Source organism: Shewanella hanedai (assembly GCF_007197645.1).
Classification (GTDB): Bacteria; Pseudomonadota; Gammaproteobacteria; order Enterobacterales; family Shewanellaceae; genus Shewanella; species Shewanella hanedai.
The window spans coordinates 1-17,952 of sequence record NZ_VKGK01000029.1; the positions used below are offsets into that span (position 1 = coordinate 1).

15 protein-coding genes and 2 pseudogenes are annotated in these 17,952 nt (G+C 42.0%); 8 read left to right on the forward strand and 9 right to left on the reverse strand.

What is annotated here, in order from left to right; all coding sequences use genetic code 11:
- Positions 1-29: 29 nt before the first annotated feature.
- Positions 30-944 carry an enhanced serine sensitivity protein SseB C-terminal domain-containing protein gene (locus FN961_RS19410; protein WP_144041836.1) on the reverse strand — a complete coding sequence of 305 codons (915 nt, stop codon included), beginning with the start codon at positions 942-944 and terminating at the stop codon, positions 30-32.
- A gap of 98 nt (positions 945-1,042) precedes the next feature.
- A complete protein-coding gene (locus FN961_RS19415; RefSeq protein WP_144041837.1) occupies positions 1,043-1,657 on the reverse strand; it encodes a LysE family translocator in 615 nt (204 codons plus the stop codon).
- A 489-nt stretch (positions 1,658-2,146) separates the two neighbouring features.
- Here FN961_RS19415 and FN961_RS19420 point away from each other — a divergent pair.
- Positions 2,147-2,362: pseudogene (locus FN961_RS19420) on the forward strand (tyrosine-type recombinase/integrase); the annotation flags it as partial.
- A gap of 131 nt (positions 2,363-2,493) precedes the next feature.
- Here the strand turns inward: FN961_RS19420 and FN961_RS19425 are convergent.
- Positions 2,494-2,727: pseudogene (locus FN961_RS19425) on the reverse strand (amidase family protein); the annotation flags it as partial.
- Positions 2,728-3,458: 731 nt separating this feature from the next.
- On the opposite strand from FN961_RS19425, the gene FN961_RS19430 reads away from it, so the two are divergent.
- On the forward strand, positions 3,459-5,939 hold the full coding sequence (locus FN961_RS19430) for a PKD domain-containing protein (RefSeq protein ID WP_144041839.1): 2,481 nt from the start codon (positions 3,459-3,461) through the stop codon (positions 5,937-5,939).
- Between the two features lie 542 nt (positions 5,940-6,481).
- Here the strand turns inward: FN961_RS19430 and FN961_RS19435 are convergent.
- The 4 genes from FN961_RS19435 to FN961_RS19450 form a co-directional block, all read right to left on the reverse strand.
- Positions 6,482-6,781 (reverse strand): cupin domain-containing protein, encoded by a 300-nt coding sequence (locus tag FN961_RS19435; protein ID WP_144041840.1) that lies wholly within the window; start codon positions 6,779-6,781, stop codon positions 6,482-6,484.
- 406 nt (positions 6,782-7,187) lie between these two features.
- Positions 7,188-7,541 carry a tRNA-binding protein gene (locus tag FN961_RS19440; protein WP_144041841.1) on the reverse strand — a complete coding sequence of 118 codons (354 nt, stop codon included), beginning with the start codon at positions 7,539-7,541 and terminating at the stop codon, positions 7,188-7,190.
- Positions 7,542-7,647: 106 nt separating this feature from the next.
- The gene (locus FN961_RS19445; protein WP_144041842.1) at positions 7,648-8,013 is read right to left on the reverse strand and encodes a VOC family protein; all 366 of its coding nucleotides are present in this window, start codon (positions 8,011-8,013) and stop codon (positions 7,648-7,650) included.
- 285 nt (positions 8,014-8,298) lie between these two features.
- Entirely contained in the window at positions 8,299-8,628 is a 330-nt protein-coding gene (locus FN961_RS19450) for an AMP-binding enzyme (RefSeq protein WP_144041843.1), read from the reverse strand.
- Between the two features lie 91 nt (positions 8,629-8,719).
- Here FN961_RS19450 and FN961_RS19455 point away from each other — a divergent pair, with 91 nt between their 5' ends.
- Positions 8,720-9,235 carry a DUF1003 domain-containing protein gene (locus FN961_RS19455; protein ID WP_144041844.1) on the forward strand — a complete coding sequence of 172 codons (516 nt, stop codon included), beginning with the start codon at positions 8,720-8,722 and terminating at the stop codon, positions 9,233-9,235.
- A gap of 28 nt (positions 9,236-9,263) precedes the next feature.
- On the opposite strand, the gene FN961_RS19460 is transcribed toward FN961_RS19455, so the two are convergent.
- Positions 9,264-10,436, reverse strand: a complete 1,173-nt coding sequence (locus FN961_RS19460) for a MerR family transcriptional regulator (RefSeq protein ID WP_144041845.1) — start codon at positions 10,434-10,436, stop codon at positions 9,264-9,266.
- 430 nt (positions 10,437-10,866) lie between these two features.
- Here FN961_RS19460 and FN961_RS19465 point away from each other — a divergent pair, with 430 nt between their 5' ends.
- Positions 10,867-11,388 (forward strand): DUF1003 domain-containing protein, encoded by a 522-nt coding sequence (locus FN961_RS19465; protein WP_144041846.1) that lies wholly within the window; start codon positions 10,867-10,869, stop codon positions 11,386-11,388.
- A gap of 126 nt (positions 11,389-11,514) precedes the next feature.
- Positions 11,515-11,811: an HdeA/HdeB family chaperone gene (locus tag FN961_RS19470; RefSeq protein WP_144041847.1), complete on the forward strand. Its 297-nt coding sequence runs from the start codon at positions 11,515-11,517 to the stop codon at positions 11,809-11,811.
- A 157-nt stretch (positions 11,812-11,968) separates the two neighbouring features.
- On the opposite strand, the gene FN961_RS19475 is transcribed toward FN961_RS19470, so the two are convergent.
- Positions 11,969-12,355, reverse strand: coding sequence for a VOC family protein (locus FN961_RS19475; RefSeq protein ID WP_144041848.1), 387 nt, complete (start codon positions 12,353-12,355; stop codon positions 11,969-11,971).
- A 526-nt stretch (positions 12,356-12,881) separates the two neighbouring features.
- Here FN961_RS19475 and FN961_RS19480 point away from each other — a divergent pair.
- From FN961_RS19480 to FN961_RS19485, 3 genes are all read left to right on the forward strand, one after another.
- Positions 12,882-14,270: an RsmB/NOP family class I SAM-dependent RNA methyltransferase gene (locus tag FN961_RS19480; protein ID WP_144041849.1), complete on the forward strand. Its 1,389-nt coding sequence runs from the start codon at positions 12,882-12,884 to the stop codon at positions 14,268-14,270.
- Between the two features lie 160 nt (positions 14,271-14,430).
- Positions 14,431-14,604: a hypothetical protein gene (locus FN961_RS25875; protein WP_185972846.1), complete on the forward strand. Its 174-nt coding sequence runs from the start codon at positions 14,431-14,433 to the stop codon at positions 14,602-14,604.
- A gap of 215 nt (positions 14,605-14,819) precedes the next feature.
- On the forward strand, positions 14,820-17,939 hold the full coding sequence (locus FN961_RS19485; protein ID WP_144041850.1) for an NAD(P)-binding protein: 3,120 nt from the start codon (positions 14,820-14,822) through the stop codon (positions 17,937-17,939).
- Positions 17,940-17,952: the final 13 nt, after the last annotated feature.

Consider the following 17,952-nt stretch of genomic DNA (forward strand, 5'->3'; position numbering starts at 1 on the left):
ATAGACCAAACTCTCGATCTGCTATTTGCTTAATAAAGAGTATTGATAACCCCACCATCGGGCTTGTTCAACACTTGGGATAAGGACGCGGCTTCGCGCGGCCTATCCTTATTTGTTAGCATTCTTTTTAGCCAACCACTTTTTTTATAAAAAGGTTTGACTGCTTTGGTAATTTCTAAAGCAGTACCATTTCCATCATTTACCATTATATCAATATACTCATCATCACCGAGAAAGCCTTTAGTAGAAAAAGCTAAATCTTTGCTTATGGCTTCGATTATTGATTTATCATTGATGTCAGTGTGCAGAACAAGAGCTAAATGTGGTTTTTCACCTTCTCGTACGTAATGAACCTGCCCAAGATATGCTGCTTTAATTTCGCCGTTTCTAGAAGATAAGCTTTTAACTAATGATTCTATTAAGCCGTTGGGGATTTTCGAGGGAGCGCCAATTAAAACCTGCGTTCCAGAAGCAACCATTTTTTCTTCTGGTGTATTAAGGTTACCTTTGATCCATTTAATTTCATCAGGAACAAATGTTTTAACATGTGCTGTTCCAACATTTAGAGCCCAATGAAAATCTGTCCCCATCATTTCTACTATTGCGTGACCTGGCAGTGCTGCAAAACCTACTTCTCGTTGAGCCCATGAAACAAGCCTTTCTTTTGAGTCGAATAGCATTATGTATTGGTCGCCATCTGACTCAATTATTATGGGAGAAATTGTATCGTTGTCTCCGGCCCTAGTTTGTTTTTCTTCGTCTGGCGAATCTAAAGTTGGAATGAAAATAGTAGCAGTTAAAAATGCGTTATAAAAAATAGCTTCTTTACTGTTTTTTGTGGCTTCAACATACGCATGATCTAAAGGTGTCATAACAATATTTTTATCCTCAGCGTAGACAATATTTGAATTTAAAATTGTAAGTAGTAATAGTTGCTTAATCATAATGAATGCTAACGCCCGCAGCTGCGGGCGGCTTGTAGTGACGAAGGAACGAAAAGGTGCTCCGACAGCCTGCGCTTGTTATGCCTTTTGACCATGACTTAAAGCTCAGCAAAGGCTAGCTTTGCACCTAACATGGCAAATGTAGCTGAAAAAGTACGTTGTACGTATTTCATGATCTTGGGAGAACTTACAACATATGTACTGACACTGTTAGCTAACAAGCCATAAAAAATGAAAACAAACAACGTCATAGCCATGAAAACGACACCTAAAACAAGCATATTTATTAAAGGCGATGCGGCTTGTGCAGGGACAAACTGAGGAAGAAAAGCCAAGAAAAATACTGACAATTTTGGGTTTAGAATGTTGATAAGAAACCCCTTGGTGCCGACCGCGAGCATACTTGCTCTATCACCGTTATCCTCTAGAACTAATCCGCCAGTTTCTTTCCACATACCCCACGCGAGATAGAGTAAATACGCAACACCTACAAACTTTATGATTTGGAATAGTAATGCACTGGTATGGATCACAGCAGCCAATCCCAAGATACAGGCCAATAGTGAAGGAATGATGCCGGCTGTACACCCTAGCGCTGCAAATGTACTTGCACGAGCGTTCTGAAAAAGGCCTATTGAAATTGTATAAATAACACCTGTACCGGGAAGTAAAACAACTATGAGGGAGGTAATTAAAAATTCGGTGCTAATCATATGGACTCCTTAATTGAGTGAGGCATAACAGCTTATTAGCGTGAATTCCGATAAACACTCTGCTGATATCAATTATCTTACTCGACAAAGTGTTACTTATTCACAACGATTTTAACACCTTACTCGCAACATTTCCGTGAGGCAATGACAACTTAGTTCGGTGAAACCGAGAACTTAGATAATCGAGAATGATTTTGGGTCGTTATGTAAATATCTGCAGATAGAAAGTGTATATTTTTCAAACAGGTAAGATTTTATGAATTTAGAAACCGAGAATTTTGCATTTTACATAACGAGAAGCAATATTGGCATTTGGTAAAATCTGAATTATAACTGTATATACGTACAGCTTCCGAGTGTAGGTTATCAAATGAATAATTCACCATTTTTAGAGTCAGTCCGGACAGAGCTGCGGACTCGACGTTACAGCATAAAAACTGAGAATAAAAGACATTAACTTGAACGATAACACTTTATTTATCTTTAGAGGAAAAGGTAAAAAAGATCGATATAGTAAGTCAAGTCGCCAAGCAAGTGAAAGCACATACCTTCAGGCATTCATTCGCAACTCAGTTGTTGCAACATGGCTCTGATATTAGAACGGTTCAAGAATTACTTGGCCATACTGATTTAAAAACCACTGAACTCTATACTCACGTTTTAGGTACACGCTTCAGCCACACAATGAGCCCAATGGATAGATAGTCTCATTGGTTACTTAAATCAAGTGACGTTAACAGTATCAATCATGTTTCTATCATTTAAAAGTTTCAATATGGTTAAATCAAAGCGGATTAATTTAAGCTCCAGCCCTTAAGAGCAGGAGCTTCTCTGCTTTAATACCGAGCCTCGATTTGCACCATAGGTGGAATTTTATGTGCCCAAGGCTCTACAGATTCTAACTGGGCTGCCAGTGCCAATAATTGGGCTTCGCCGCCATAAGGGCCTGCGAATTGAACCCCAATAGGCAAACCATCGGCATTCCAGTGCAGTGACACTGACATCGCAGGTAAGCCCGTCATATTGAACAATGCAGTTATGGGTGATGCCTTAATGACATTCGTCACAAAGCTCTCATATAGCCGAAGGTGATCATGATCTGAACGGCAAACGTGATGAAGTCATCGTGTAGCACTTTCTCAGATAAAAAAGGGATTTAAGAGTTAAGTGAATTAAAGTTGCTGTCATTGTAAAAACGTACACACGCTATTCTCAGCGTGTGTACGTTTTCAACTTTAAGTTAGTCAATCTCGATGACTAAAATAGATTTAATTAACCTGCTCCACAGAGGTATATTTGAAACATTTCCCTTCAAACTTTATAAGTAGTAGTTTAGTCGTAAATAGCCAGCCAAATTAAATAGATCAAACAGTGAAACCACTCAAAATATAATAACGACCGAGCATGCTATGCTGATTAAAAATCACCCTGTCAAACTTCAAGCCTCTATTTTTTATCTTTAAAAAATAGATAACTGTCAGTTACTGCCTACAAAACCAAGAAAAGTCATACCGGAATGGGTGTAGACTTTAATACTAGTCAGTTCAGGATTTCAGTAATAGACGCTTAAACGGCCATTAAAAAAGCACTATAAAATCGATAGTATTTTTTGTACTTTAGAGTTAGCAGTAATAATTTACCCAGGGTCAAACACCTTGAAACTTTAATGTTTTATTTATTGAGTATTTTTGAATATTACCATTACGTTTAATCTCTTATTTATTTAATACTTTTAAATATTGCCATTATTTTTAATCTCCATTGTAGAGATTAAAACTTCTGTAAAATCAATGAGGGTTTTATGAATACTAAATACATTAAATATTATCTTGGCTTAGCGGGGGCATTTCTTTGCTTAAGCGCCCAAGGTGCTCAATCGCCTTTATCCTTATCCCAACCGGACATGTTAAAGCAAGCAGAACTACAAAAAATGCCGCCCTTGGATAACACCAAGCTTCGACAACGTGATGCACTAGAGCGAGCAACAAACACTGATAACGTGGTATTAAAATTTGCTGAGCCTATCAAGGTGGCTATCACACCAAGTGATTGGCAATCGCAACGCCACACTGAAAATGGCAAAACAAGCGATATGTCTGTCTGGAGTACCAAGATTGTCTCTTCAGGTGCATTATCTTTGAACTTCGGTTTTAGCGAATATTTTATGCCTGAAGGTGGTTCGTTACATATTTACACACCGAACCATGCTCAAAACATTCGTCCTTTCACTGCAAAGGATAATGATGACCACGGTCAACTTTGGACGCCAATGCTAAAAGGCGACACAGTCATCATTGAGGTCAATGTACCAACCAAACAACTAAAACAACTTAAGCTCACACTCAGTGCCGTTAACCACGGCTATCTGGGAGCAAACCCGAAAGACATCTATGAGACTCTATCAGGTTCTTGTAATGTCGATGTATCCTGTAGTGCTGGAGATGAATGGCGAGATCAGATCCGTTCAGCTGCTGCAATTAGTTTAGGAGGCTCTGGATTCTGTTCTGGCGGTGCTTTGAATAACACTGCAAATGATGGACGTGGATTCTTTCTAACCGCTTTTCACTGTGGCATTAATGCAGGTAACGCAGCTTCATTAGTCACCTATTGGAACTTTGAAAATAGTGTTTGCCGTGCGCCTGACAGTGGCGAGAGCGGTGGTCCGGGTGATGGTACTTTAGATCAGTTTAATACTGGTGCTATCTTCCGTGCAGGTCACTCTCCTTCTGACATGACCTTGGTCGAGCTGGATGATCCATTTGATCCTGGTCATAACGTTTTCCTTGCTGGCTGGAATGCTGCAGATGAAGCCTCAACTTCAGCTGTCGCTATTCATCACCCTAGTGTCGATGAAAAGCGCATTAGTTTTGAGAATGACGCGACCACAATCACTTCTTATAGCGGCGATGCATCACCAGGAGATGGCACCCATGTTCGTGTCATCGATTGGGACTTAGGCACAACTGAACCAGGTTCATCTGGTTCACACCTATTTGATCAAAACAAGCGCGTCATTGGACAGCTCCACGGCGGCGGTGCGGCATGTGGTAATGACCAATCTGATTGGTATGGTCGAATTCACACTTCATGGGATGGTGGCGGAACAGCCAGCACCCGTCTAAGCACTTGGCTTGACCCTGAAAGTACAGGTGAAATGGCCATAGACGGTATGAATGCAACCGATCCTGGAGATAACCAACTTCCAGTCGCGAACATCAATGGCCCATATTTAGGCTTTGTTGATACCGCGGTTGATTTCAGCAGCGCAGGTTCTGAAGATGCTGATGGCACTATCGTCAACTTCCTTTGGGGCTTTGGTGATGACAGTGATACCAGTGAACTAGAGAATCCTTCGCACGTTTATTCTGCTCGCGGAAGCTTTGAAGTATCGCTGAAAGTAACCGATGATGATGGTGCATCAAGAACAGCCTACACTCAAGCAGCCATTTTCGATCAAGGTCAGGATGAGTTGATTTCAGGCGAGTCTAGAATTGATCTCAGTGCTGAAACCAATGCACCGATTTACTTCTATATGCAAGTTCCTGCCAATGCCACTAATCTGGAGTTTGTGACAGCTGGAGAGACCGGTGATGCCGATCTGTATGTTAAGCAAGGTTCACTGCCGACATTAAGCGACTATGATTGCCGCTCATTCTCTGCAAGCAGTAACGAGACCTGTAGCTTCCCAACACCTGATGCAGATGTTTGGTATGTGATGGTCAATGCTTATGCAGCCTACGATGGACTGTCGTTGACAGGCACATTTGAAGCCGACGAGACGAATACGCCGCCAGTAGCCAGTTTCGACGCTAGCTTTAATGATGCTGATGGTACCTTTACCAGCACCAGCACCGATGCTGATGGCGACGTTGTTAGCTGGGCTTGGGATTTCGGAGATGGAAACACAGGCTCTGGAGAAAGCACCACTCACAGCTATGTCAGTTCAGGAAACTACACAGTTTCTTTAACTGTGACTGACGATGGTGATGCGCAACATACTGCGAGTCAGAGTTACGATGTCACGGTACCAGCAAGCGATATTGAAGCCTCTATCATTCGCACACTTAAATCACGCAGAGGCACTGTAATGGTTGATCTGTCTTGGGGTGGTGCAAGCGGTGATAAGGTCAGCATTTATCGTGATGATGAGATGATTGCAGAAACCAATAACGATGGCCGCTTCCGCGACCGATTTAGAACCAATGCAGACAGTCCGGACAGTGTCGACTACAAGATTTGTGACGCTTCTGGTTGTTCTGACACCATGACAGCTAGCTACTAAGTTGAATCGAAACAAGAGGAAAAGTAACACTTTTCCTCTTGTTCTTTTACTCTCAATACACTGCAACATCGATTTAGTCAAAATATAGAAACAACAATGACCCACTTCGCCTCATGAAATACTGGTGTGGTTCAATCATCAGAAGTATCAACACTAAGCACAATATCAAGACGATTTAACATTCTCCATAAGTTGCCATATCCTTTCCAAATCATGTACGTCATTTCACATAACTGCTGACGATAGTAAGCTCTTGTATCTATTGAGTCACCATAGGGCCATACTGATGTTCTTATGTGCTGGCCTATCGTGTCACTGCATAACCTCAGTCCTCAGGTTGGCTCAAACTAACTTTAGGTTTTAACGATTACCTAAAAAGGAAAGCATTATGAGTAAAGGCCAAGACAGTAAGAAAAATGTTAAAAAGAAACCTCTTTTAACAGCGAAAGAAAAGAAAGCTGCAAAAGCTTCTAAGAAACCAGCAAGCAGTTCAGTCGTTCATTAAGCATCCAATGGTCATCGAGTTTTTTCGGTGACCTTAACTACCCAGGTTTAATAATACTGTGCTCTGTTGGTGGTGGCGTAATGGTTAACACTTTTAACCCTTTAGGAGACTCAAACCTGTGCCACACACCTTGAGGCACAACTAGAAATTCACCTGACAAGAGTTTATTTTTAGATTCAATACCGTCATTTAACAGAACTAAAGTGGTTTCGCCTTCAATAACATGAACCAGCTCATCACCCGCAGGGTGTCTTTCCCACTCACTGAACCCCGAATAATCCGTGAGGTATATAGCACTTTTATCGAAATCGGTTAGCTTAATAAATGAGTCCTGCATTTGTTGATTCGAAGATTCAGGCGTTCTATTTTCAAGGCACTTAACCTTATATCAATTACATTAAATATGTTATCAATTCAGAGGCGCTCAAACTTTTCAATTCAAGACGCATTGGTGAAAGAATGGTTATTCCCTTGTCAGTCAATGCAAAGCAGAAGTGGAATGTTTGAGAGCCTCCCGCAGGGCGGGTTTCAAAGCCCTGGATGCTGTGTTGAATGATTTAGATATAGAATAACTATTAGCTTCAATCATCCGCCTGGCCTTCAGCGCTTTGAATTCCCGCTGAATGAACAGATACTTAATGTAATTGATATTATTGAACCCATCCTTGATAGAGATTGCTGACGATTTTTGCATATTCACTCCCCCATTTAGTCTCGTGGTTTTCCCCTAAGTATCAAGGCATCTAACCTGATCGACTACCATTTGGCATTGGCGTTTCTGGCATCGACAGACATGGTTTCAACTTATCGGCATAACCGATATCAAACAACATCCCTTGGGATACTTCTCCTGCCATTTTTTGCTCAGGCAGGTTCACAACAAATAGTGCTTGCTTACCTTCAATTTCGAATGGGTTTTCGCGTTCTTGCTTAATGCCAGCAAGTATAGAACGAACATGATCACCAAAATCTACAGTTAATTTCATCAGCTTATTTGATTTTTCAACTTCAGAAACCTTTGTGATCGTGCCCACTCTAATATCCAATTTTTCAAAATCGCTGAATGCGATAAGTTCTTTAATTGGGGCATACTCCATTTCAGTTCTCTCTATTTCTCTTTCTATTTATTTCTATTTCTCTAAAGCATAACGTCGCGTTAGGCGGCGAAGTCTTGCTCAGCATTTATCACGCTAACGATACAGGCTATTTTTTATAAAATTTAAACTCTATCAGGTTATTAGCAGGATCTTTGATGATGAACTTACCCGACTCACTATTATCCTCATTTGTTTTTTCATTAGGTGAAAGAACAAAAGGAATATTTTCAAACTCTACTTTATCTGCAATAGCTTGCCATTCAACCTTATCTAAAATGACACCGAAATGGTCGATAGATTGCGCTTTCATTGATTCTGTTTCTTGATGAAGTGTTAGTTGATGACCAAAAAAGATAATGTCTATCCAATCGCCTGTATCTCGGCCTTTTTTGCAGCCAAGAACATTGATATAAAACGCTTCAGCCAAGCGTAAATTAGGAACAACAAAAGATAAATGAAATGGATTATTCAATGTAATTCCTTTCTGACCATGCCTATGTGTAAAGCTTCATAATACTCAACCTACACATCCTCTATAGGTAACTCAACAGAAGATGTGAATTAATACTGACTGAAAGCGTTAGTCTAGCCACCCGTTAGATTGGCTGAAATAGGGACGAAATTTAGGAAGTCAGATAAAGAAAAAATAACCTGGGACTGGTTATCGCTTTGATAAAAGCAATAACCACGAAGAACACCGAGGCCGCGAAGAAAAGCTTAGGCTAATGTGAATCTGCGGTGCCAGCCATATTAACTATCACACCACGTCCATTTGAGCTGAAAAATGATCGCTCAGCTGCGCTTTAATGATCTTATTGGAAGCATTAACTGGCATCTGGTCGATAAAGCGGACATATCGGGGGACTTTATAGTTGGCCATCCGCGTACGGCACCAACTAATCAGTTCTGCATCATCTATTGTTTGATCTGGAATACGGACGATATAGGCGCAACCGACCTCGCCCATCCGTTCGTCGTTAACACCAATAACAGCGCATTGAGCAATGGCGTTGTGTTCAATTAATACCGCTAGAGATCTTCTAGCGGGTAACCGATTGATATAACCTCCCTCTTCAAATAAGCTCATTCCAGTTAACTAATAACCCCTCTTAATTGTTACAATCCCTGCGCAACAGCAAACAGTAGATTGAAAACAGACATACATAAAAGAGGTTAATATGAACAACGAACCAGAGAATAATAACCATCATTTCAGGTTTCACATGCCATTTTCTCGTATGTTTTCAGTGTTTGGTGATGACTGGTTTTCTTTAAAGGCTGAGGCATTTGCACGATTCTTTGGTACGCCTGTTTTTCTCATCGCGCAAACCATCATTGTTGCTACCTGGATCACCCTCAATTTAACGGGTATCGTAAAATTTGATTTATATCCTTTCATATTACTAAATTTAGCTTTTAGTCTTCAGGCTGCTTACGCTGCACCATTAATTCTTCTCGCTCAAACTCGCCAAGCAGACAGAGATAAAGTGCACGCAGAAGCCGATGCTCAACATAGAGAGTCCCTCGCATCAGCGAGTGAAGAAAGAGAAATATTTGCTAGAAAGCAATCTGAACAATTACTGCAGCTAATGGAGCGAAATAATAAGCTCACAGAGATCACAATAGGATTAAGTGAGCGAATTGAGTCGCTCACAAAGGAGATACACGGCAAATTTATTGACGAACAAAAATGATGCCTGTTCGATGTTAGCGTGTTTGAGTTTAACCACACTTTCTTAAAGTAAACATCTGGTAGCCAAACTGACCAAGATAGTTGCTGTAGATGTCGATCTCTTTACTGATGTCTTTTATTGCTTGAGAGTCTTGCATTTCTGGTTGCAGTGCTTCGACGCGCAATCTCAATGGCTCATAGTAGCTCTGCCATGCTTGGCGACTGAGCGTAAAACTATTGATGACCTCATAGCCAGCAGTTTCCATCTGTTTAACGCGAACCGCAACCGTTTGCATATCTGGATATTGATTCTTCCAGAACTCAACAGCTTCCTCATTCGGCGTATCGGTCAACCAAACTAAGTCGCTTATCATCAAAATACCCTTGTCATCAAGCAGAGGCCACCATTGAGATAACGCCTTGGTCACGCCCATAATGTACGCGCTACCTTCAGCCCATATCAGATCGAAACTCGCTTCGTTAAAAGGTAACTCTGTCATACTGGCACAAACTGTATCGAGTCGAGATCCCAAGCCATCAGCCTCAAAACGCTCTTTGAGACTTGTCAGTGCAGACTCTTCATTATCAACCGTAGTAATCGATGCAACAGTATTATTTGCCAGCACCTTAGTGGCAAGCCCTTTACCACAGCCTATTTCAAGGATCGCTTTCGGTGACTTAGATAAAGACGATAATGCTTTTAGTGTTTCACTTTCGCTACCTGGCGCCCATCGTTCAAGAGCTTCAAATATTTTCATAAAATCAGTCATATACTGTTCGTGTTCATTCATATCTTTTGACAACCATTTTAATCGCAACGCTTCTTTTTCACTGAAGCCCTGCTTCATTAACCAATCTAAATGCACATCTGGCGCTAGTGTATCCACGCTTTCATGCCATGTTCTTAGAGTGCCTTCTCCAAGCATTGCCGCAAGTAATTCTCGTGATTGCTGTTTACTATTAATTTCCGCATCTAACTTAAGCAGACGGCTTGCTAACAGTTTGCGATCAACTTTTGCTTCCAAGCACGCTTTGCACTCTTTTAGGCTTAAGCCTCCAGCCTGAAGTTTCTGAATTAAACGAATACGTTGAAGATCGTAGTCGCTGTAAATCCTATATCCATTATCCTGCCTTTGACCTTTTATCAGTCCTTGGTTTTCATAATAGAGCAGAGCAGTGCGTGATAAGCCGACTTTTACAGCAAGTTCTGATATTCGATACACAGTGATGGCTCTACTCAATGATTTGAATAGGAACACTCTAAACTATAAAGCTATAGACAGGTCAATGATAAGTTGAGCGGTGTCGATACTAGGAGTCCATTGCCGTCTAATTTAAGCAACATGTGTTTGCCAAATGATCCTTGCGAGAAATAAACATTAGAATTGATTAAGTTGTTTTTGTATGATTTTTTGGACAATAATTTCCGAAGTATTGCAGTCCGTATCTAGATACGGACCATACTGTATCAATTTATTTTCAGCATCTAAAATTTGTCTATTCTTAATAATAACAATGAATCCACCTCCTTTAATTGAGATATCAACTCCCCCCCCCTGAAGATGCTATCGATACTATTTATCTTCATCGCTACCATCTGTCATATAATCGCAATCACTAGGATAAAAATAGACACTCATGAAGGGAATAAATATGAACGATGAACCAGAAAAAAGTAATCATCATTTACGGTTTTACATACCATTTTCTCGTTTATTCTCAGTATTTGGCGATGACTGGTTTTCTTTAAAGGCCGAAAAATTTGCACGTTTTTTTGGCACACCGACTTTTCTAATCATTCAAACTATCGTGGTCGGTGGATGGGTAGCCCTGAATTTAATGGGGATCCTAACATTCGACTTGTACCCTTTTATATTATTGAACTTAGCATTTAGCCTTCAAGCTGCTTATGCAGCGCCATTAATTCTTCTGGCTCAGACTCGTCAAGCTGACAGAGATAAAGCCCATGCAGAAGCCGATGCGCTTCATCGAGAGTCCCTTGCACAGGCATCTGAACAACGAGAAATTTTTGCTAGGAAGCAATCTGAACAATTGTTGGATTTAATGGAACGAAATACCAAGCTCACAGAAATGACCATAGGCCTAAGTGAAACCATTGAGTCGCTCACAAAGGAGATACACGGCAAGTTTGTGAATGACAACGAGAAGGATTAGGGAATGCTTAAGTATGATATTACTTAAGCAGACTAAGATGTTATTGCCCCGCCGCTTAGCCATCGTTTAGACTCACCTCGAAGGCTGACGTAGCCTTACATCCGTCCTTAATCTAAAGGTGATAATATGAAATTGAAAAATATACTATTTATCTCTCTGGCTTTATCCGTTATTCCTGTCGCACAGGCAGAAGCATCAAAAGGAATAGATGTTAAAGATATGACGTGTGCCCAGTTTTTAGATGTTGATTATGCAACTGTCCCAGTCGTGGTTGGCTTCCTATATCATTACAACTTCTGGACTGGCGACACTAGTGTCATAGAGGTTGACGATCTAGATGACGTCGAAGTGGATGACGTGATTGATTATTGTCAAAAAAATCCAACAGCAAAAGCAAGTTCTGCTGTTAAAAAAGCTAAATAGCTTAAACAAGCCTGAATGAAGTTAAAACATGGCTGTCCATTCAGGCTCTTTATTTAGTTTATAAGTACCACACTAGATACTTAAATAAAAAGTATAAGCAGCCTTCGTTTGAAGGCTGCACATAAACTGGTGTTTACGACATGGCACGTAAGGCATTTCATTGGCCTGCTGGTGGTTGCCATAACTCGACCTTGTTGCCTTCAGGATCGATGACCCACGCAAACTTGCCGAACTCTGAATCTTCACGCTTATTGAGCACGTTACAGCCCTCAGTCTTCAGCACTGTAACCAAAGCATCTAGGTCTTCAACGCGGTAGTTAACCATGAATGAAGCATTGCTTGGTGCAAACTGCTCGCCACTGTCTGAACCAATACACCAGACGGTCGTGCCGCCTGTCGGCTTACCCTCCGAATCAGTCCAATTAAATGCTGTGCCGCCCCAATCCTGAACATCTACGCCGAGATGATTTTTATACCAAGCCTGCAAAGCTGCTGGATCCTTTGCCTTGAAAAAGATACCGCCGATACCCGTTACTCGCTTCATGTAAACCTCCTGTATGTACATATGGGATGACGCCAGCTCAGCAAACCTATTTCTAAGGCCACTTCTGCAAAGCTATTGATTAATTCTTACTCTAACAAAATAGTGCTGCAATAACGAGCACACTTAATTTAGAAGCGGTACATCAAAAAAACGCCAAATGTCATTGCTAATAACATTTGGCGTTCGTCCTGTGATGTGACTTTTGTCGATAAAGTTAGTCGCTAAGTTCACCGAAACGGGCGAGGTGAAAATCTCCATCACCGAGGCACATCTGCGCCACTCGGATCCGTTTCAGATACAGACCAACATCCAGTTCATCTGTAGTGGTGCTTCTGCTACGATAAGAAAGTGGGAGGTCTGGCGGTTATTTAGTTGACAGTAATTATAAAAATCAGCGCAGATACATATGCTCTCGCAATTTATTGTTAGCCATTTATTCACACTCTTTCCTTTAAAACTCATCATATCGACAGAATCGAGCTTCTGTTATAATCCCCGCATTGATACCACCCCTTGATAATTAGCCATGGTCGACGCCTTGAACACAAGCCAAACGAACTCCATAGAGCAAGCAACAGACGCTCTCTCTTTCGACAACCTTCACGCTGAGACTCCCGCACAAAAGCGTGCGCTGAGTTATGCCAACACCATTTTCCAACTATTTCATCAGGTCATGGATAAGCAACAACCAGCAGATCGCGTGGTGGGTGAGTATTTCAGAATCAATAAGAAACATGGCTCGAAAGACAGACGCGTGATCCGTGAGAGTGTGTTTGCGCTATTTCGTTGGTGGGGCTGGTTAAGCAAGTTCAATGCGCTACCTGAAACTGAGCCAAAAGAACAAGTGTGGTTCACTATTTTGACCATCAACGCCCAGCTAGAATCTCATCCTTGGCATGATTTTATTTCAGCTTGGGAAGGATTTGCTGGTATCAAGCCGTTAGAATCAGCCACACAATTTGACAGTGCTGCGCAGCGATGTGACTGGCTCAATACCCAGTTTGATTCACTTTCATTCACCCCTGATGAACTTGTACCCGATTGGTTCTGGGAAGTCTGCCCTAGCGACGACACAGAGCAACGTTTAGCATTAATAGAATCTCTGTCATCCCGCCCGCCAATCTGGGGACGCGTGCAGAATATTGACGTTCATGACGCCATAGATACGCTGACTAAAGTAGACATTGCGGCAACCGGCAGTGAGTTTTTCAGTGATAGCATCAACCTTGGTCATAAGAATATTAATCTTAACGGTTTAGCACTTTATAAAGATGGCGAGCTAGAAATTCAAGATCTCGGTTCTCAAGTTGTTGGCCAAATGTGCCAACCTAAAGCGGATGATAACTGGTGGGACACGTGCAGTGGAGCGGGGGGTAAAAGCTTGCAGCTAAGATCCCTAATGCTGCAGCAAAACAAACACGCAACAGGCACGATTATCGCTTCTGATATCCGCAGAAAACCGCTTGAAGAACTGGCTAAACGCGCAAAACGTGCCGGCTTTAAAGGGATTTCGACAGCGCCATGGAAGTCTGATGAATTACCCGTTGAACATGCTCATTTTGATGGTGTGCTGGTGGATGCACCTTGCAGTTGTACTGGTACTTGGCGACGTAATCCGGATATGCGCTGGATAGATAGTAAAGACGCAGTCATGGATAAGCCCGCTCTTCAATTAGATATCCTGGCTCGTTCAAGCCAAGCGGTGAAACATGGCGCAATCTTAGTTTATGCCACCTGCTCACTCTCCCCTTTAGAGAACGAAGCCGTGGTTAACGCATTTTTGGCATCCAATAGTGACTTCACTTTAGCGGTCACTACGCATCCATTTACCGGCAAGCAAGGCACGATGCACACAGTGATACCCTATCAGGCTGATACTGACGGTATGTTCGTCGCTCGAATGATACGTAAGTAATCGTTAATAAACAGTAACATTGAAGCGGCCTTGGGCCGCTTTTTTTTTCCTTGAAATCGCCGTAATACTCTTGTCATAAAAGCTTTTTACTATCTATAATATGCCGTTAAGTGAAGACTCTACATGCACTTAAAAACCTAGACTAAATTTTGGAATTCTAATGTCAAACTTCTACGATAATGATGATCTTCTCTGGGATAGTGAAATAAGTGACGCTCCTGAAGGCAAACAAAAAGATAAACGAAATAAGCATAACCGCAGACAGTTATCCGATCTGAAACGTCAATCACTTGATCAAGATCAGCCAAATACAGCAAACCATCGAAGAGGGTAACCCTATTAAAGATTTGATCTTACAAATTGATGGCTAAACGGCAACGTATTAGCCCTCAATCTCATTACTTTAAACATGTTACATACTCACACAAATTATTTCCTGCTTTTCCCTCCCTACAATGTCATCATGCTCCATACTCTAATACCCTAACCCACTTATAAGTAAGAGATAATCACGTTATCTATACGGTATTCTCATAAAAGGAATAAGTCTTGGAACAGATGCGCCCCGATTTTATCTATCCCTCCGGATCCATGTTAATGCACTCACCTCTTGTTCTAAATAAAGCCGATATGTACGGATTTTTTATGAAAGGCAAACAGAAAAACCTGCAAAAATCCATCGATACCAGTCTGAATCAAGTTGCTGGAAGCCGAATGTATTTTAAAGTCCTCTCCCCTTATGTATTAACAAGCTTTACCCGGGTCGATAAAGCCTATTCGGACTGTCCAGAAGACAGGGAGAAAGGCTGGATAAAAGAGACTGATATTGTCACCTGGATCATGGTTGGCAAACAGAATAGCGCCGACAGCGATGATATTAGCCATGTGTATTTTCATCCCCTGCATATCTTTGTTGATGACGCCATGGCGTTGATCAATGGCCGTGAACTCTTTGGTTACTCAAAATATATGTGTGAATATGAGATGCCAATGCCGGATCAGCCTCTGACTAAATTAAGTCTATCCGCCAAAAGTTTTAAGGTCTTCTCGCCCGAAACTGAGCTCGCTATGCATCCTCTATTAGAGGTTAATTGCGAAGCGAAAGAGGAAGATCAACTCTCTACCACCGAAGCGATAGCCAAAACCTGGCAACTATTTAAAGATCAGACTGACTTTATTCCAGATCTGAATCGATTAGGTGAAGATCAACTTTTCAGCCTACTGTTTAAACCCGCCATTGACCAAGTATTCTTAAAGCAGCTGCCGGACTCATCGGGAGATAAAGCGGTTTATCAAGCGATCACCGCCTCTCCCGCTAAAATCAACAAAGTTCACTCTGTCTCCCTCCTCGGCAACGATCTCATTGCAACCATATTTGATAATGCCAGCTTCCCGTTCAAAGAGTCACTGGGCGTGGAGTTAGGCGAGCAACATGTGTTACTCCCCTACCATGTTAACTTTGATTTTGAAGTGCCTAAGGGAGAAGTACTCGTCGATAATTCCATTATTAAAAAAGAAAAAATCGCTATTTTAGGTGGCGGTGTGGCTGCCATTACTGCTGCCGCCTGTTTAACCGAACAAGCCGGATGGCAAAACCGTTATGAGATAGATATCTATCAAATGGGTTGGCGAATTGGCGGCAAGGGAGCCAGTGGTCGTAATGCTGAATATGGGCAACGAATAGAGGAGCATGGCCTGCACATCTGGTTTGGTTTCTATCAAAACGCGTTTAACTTAATGCGCAAGGCCTATGAAGAGCTAGACCGTCCGGCTGGTAGCCCACTTGCTACCTTTTTAGACGCCTTTAAACCTCATAATTTTATCGTTCTTCAGGAAGACGTTGGTGGAGATTCTGACAGCTGGGCCATTGAGTTCCCAGAACGAAGTGGTCTACCCGGTGACAGCACCCAAACCCTCACACTGTGGAAAGTGGTTAAAGCCGCGTTTAGTTGGATCCGCCACTGGTTATCGGACATGGACGACATTCTTGATGAAGCGGAAACTGAATCGGCTAAGCCTATTCATTGGTTCAGCGAAGCCTGGTTTGAACATCTTAACGATAAGATAGATGAAACACTCGATGATGCCAGAGATAGCTTGCAGACACTGAGCAACAAGCTTGAATGCTACATCAACCGCCTTATTGGAGATGAATGTGAAGGCCATGCTCACGAGCTTGATCAAGGTCTGTTTGAAGGCGCAGTAGATAACTTTAGAGCCAGATTAAATGAGCGATTCGTCGACAAACTAGAAACAAATGATGAGCTACGCCGACTCTTTATTGCAGCCGATTTAGGCCTAACCATACTAAAAGGTATGTTTGCCGATGATGTATTCAAACTAGGATTCGATTCTATTAATGATTACGATTACCGTGAATGGCTGACTAAACATGGGGCAAACCAAACATTCACTGTCGACTCTGCACCCGTAAGAGGTTTCTACGATCTGGTATTCGCATACGAAAAAGGTAACTTCGATAAACCGAATTTGGAAGCGGGCACCATCATACGCTCTATGTTACGTATCGCCCTATGCTATCAGGGCGGTATGATGTGGAAGATGCAAGCAGGCATGGGGGATGTTGTATTCACTCCCTATTATGAAATTCTCAAACGCAGAGGCGTGAACTTCCACTTCTTTAATCGGGTCGACAACTTAGTTTGCGAAAATAACAGCATTCAGGCCATTGAGATCACTGAGCAAGTAAAATTAAAAGATAGTACGACTGAATACGATCCTTTCGTCGATGTAAAAGGGTTAAATTGTTGGCCTAGCACCCCTAATTATGATCAATTAGATCCAGAACAAGCTCAGTTACTTAAAGAGAACAATATCAACCTTGAGCATTTTTGGAGCGATTGGGAGCAGGTCTATCAAGCCAAACATAATGCGCCATTGCCCACTAAGCGACTAGAGAAAGGCATTGATTTCGACAAGGTGATCTTCGGCCTGTCTATTGGCTCTGTGCCCCAGGTTGCAAGCGAAGTGATGGCTCAGAGTCAACCATTAGCCAAAGCAGTCGAGAAAGTACAAACCGTTGCCACTCAAGCTTATCAACTTTGGCTAAATACCGATCTTGAAGGAATTGGCTGGTCTATCAAGAATGAAAATGGAGAGCAGCCAGTACTCTCTGCTTTTACTGAACCTTTCGACACGTGGGCTTCAATGGATCAACTGCTCGATAAAGAGGACTGGCAAGGTGTTGAACCTAAAAATGCCAGTTACTTCTGCTCAGCGCTTCCCGTCGAACATTATCCACCAAAGAGCGACATTAGCTTTCCTCAGCTTAAAGCCGAGGAAGCCAAATTAGGTGCCATAGGTCAGCTTAAGACACAAATTAACAAGCTTTGGGGCAATGTCGGTGATACTTTCCCTTGGGAATGGCTACACGATCCAGAAAACAGACAGGGAGAAACCAGATTCGACAGCCAGTATTGGCGGGCGAATGTAGACCCTTCTGAGCGTTATGTACTGTCAGTGAAAGGCAGCTCTCAATATCGAATTAATACTGACGGCACAGGAATAGATAACCTTTACGTCACCGGAGACTGGATTAAAACTGGCATCAATGCAGGTTGTGTTGAGGCAGCAACAATGGCGGGCATGAACACATCCAAAGCCATTTGCGGACACCCGAAGGTGATAAAGGGAGAAAAAGACTTTTAATATAAATTAAAGC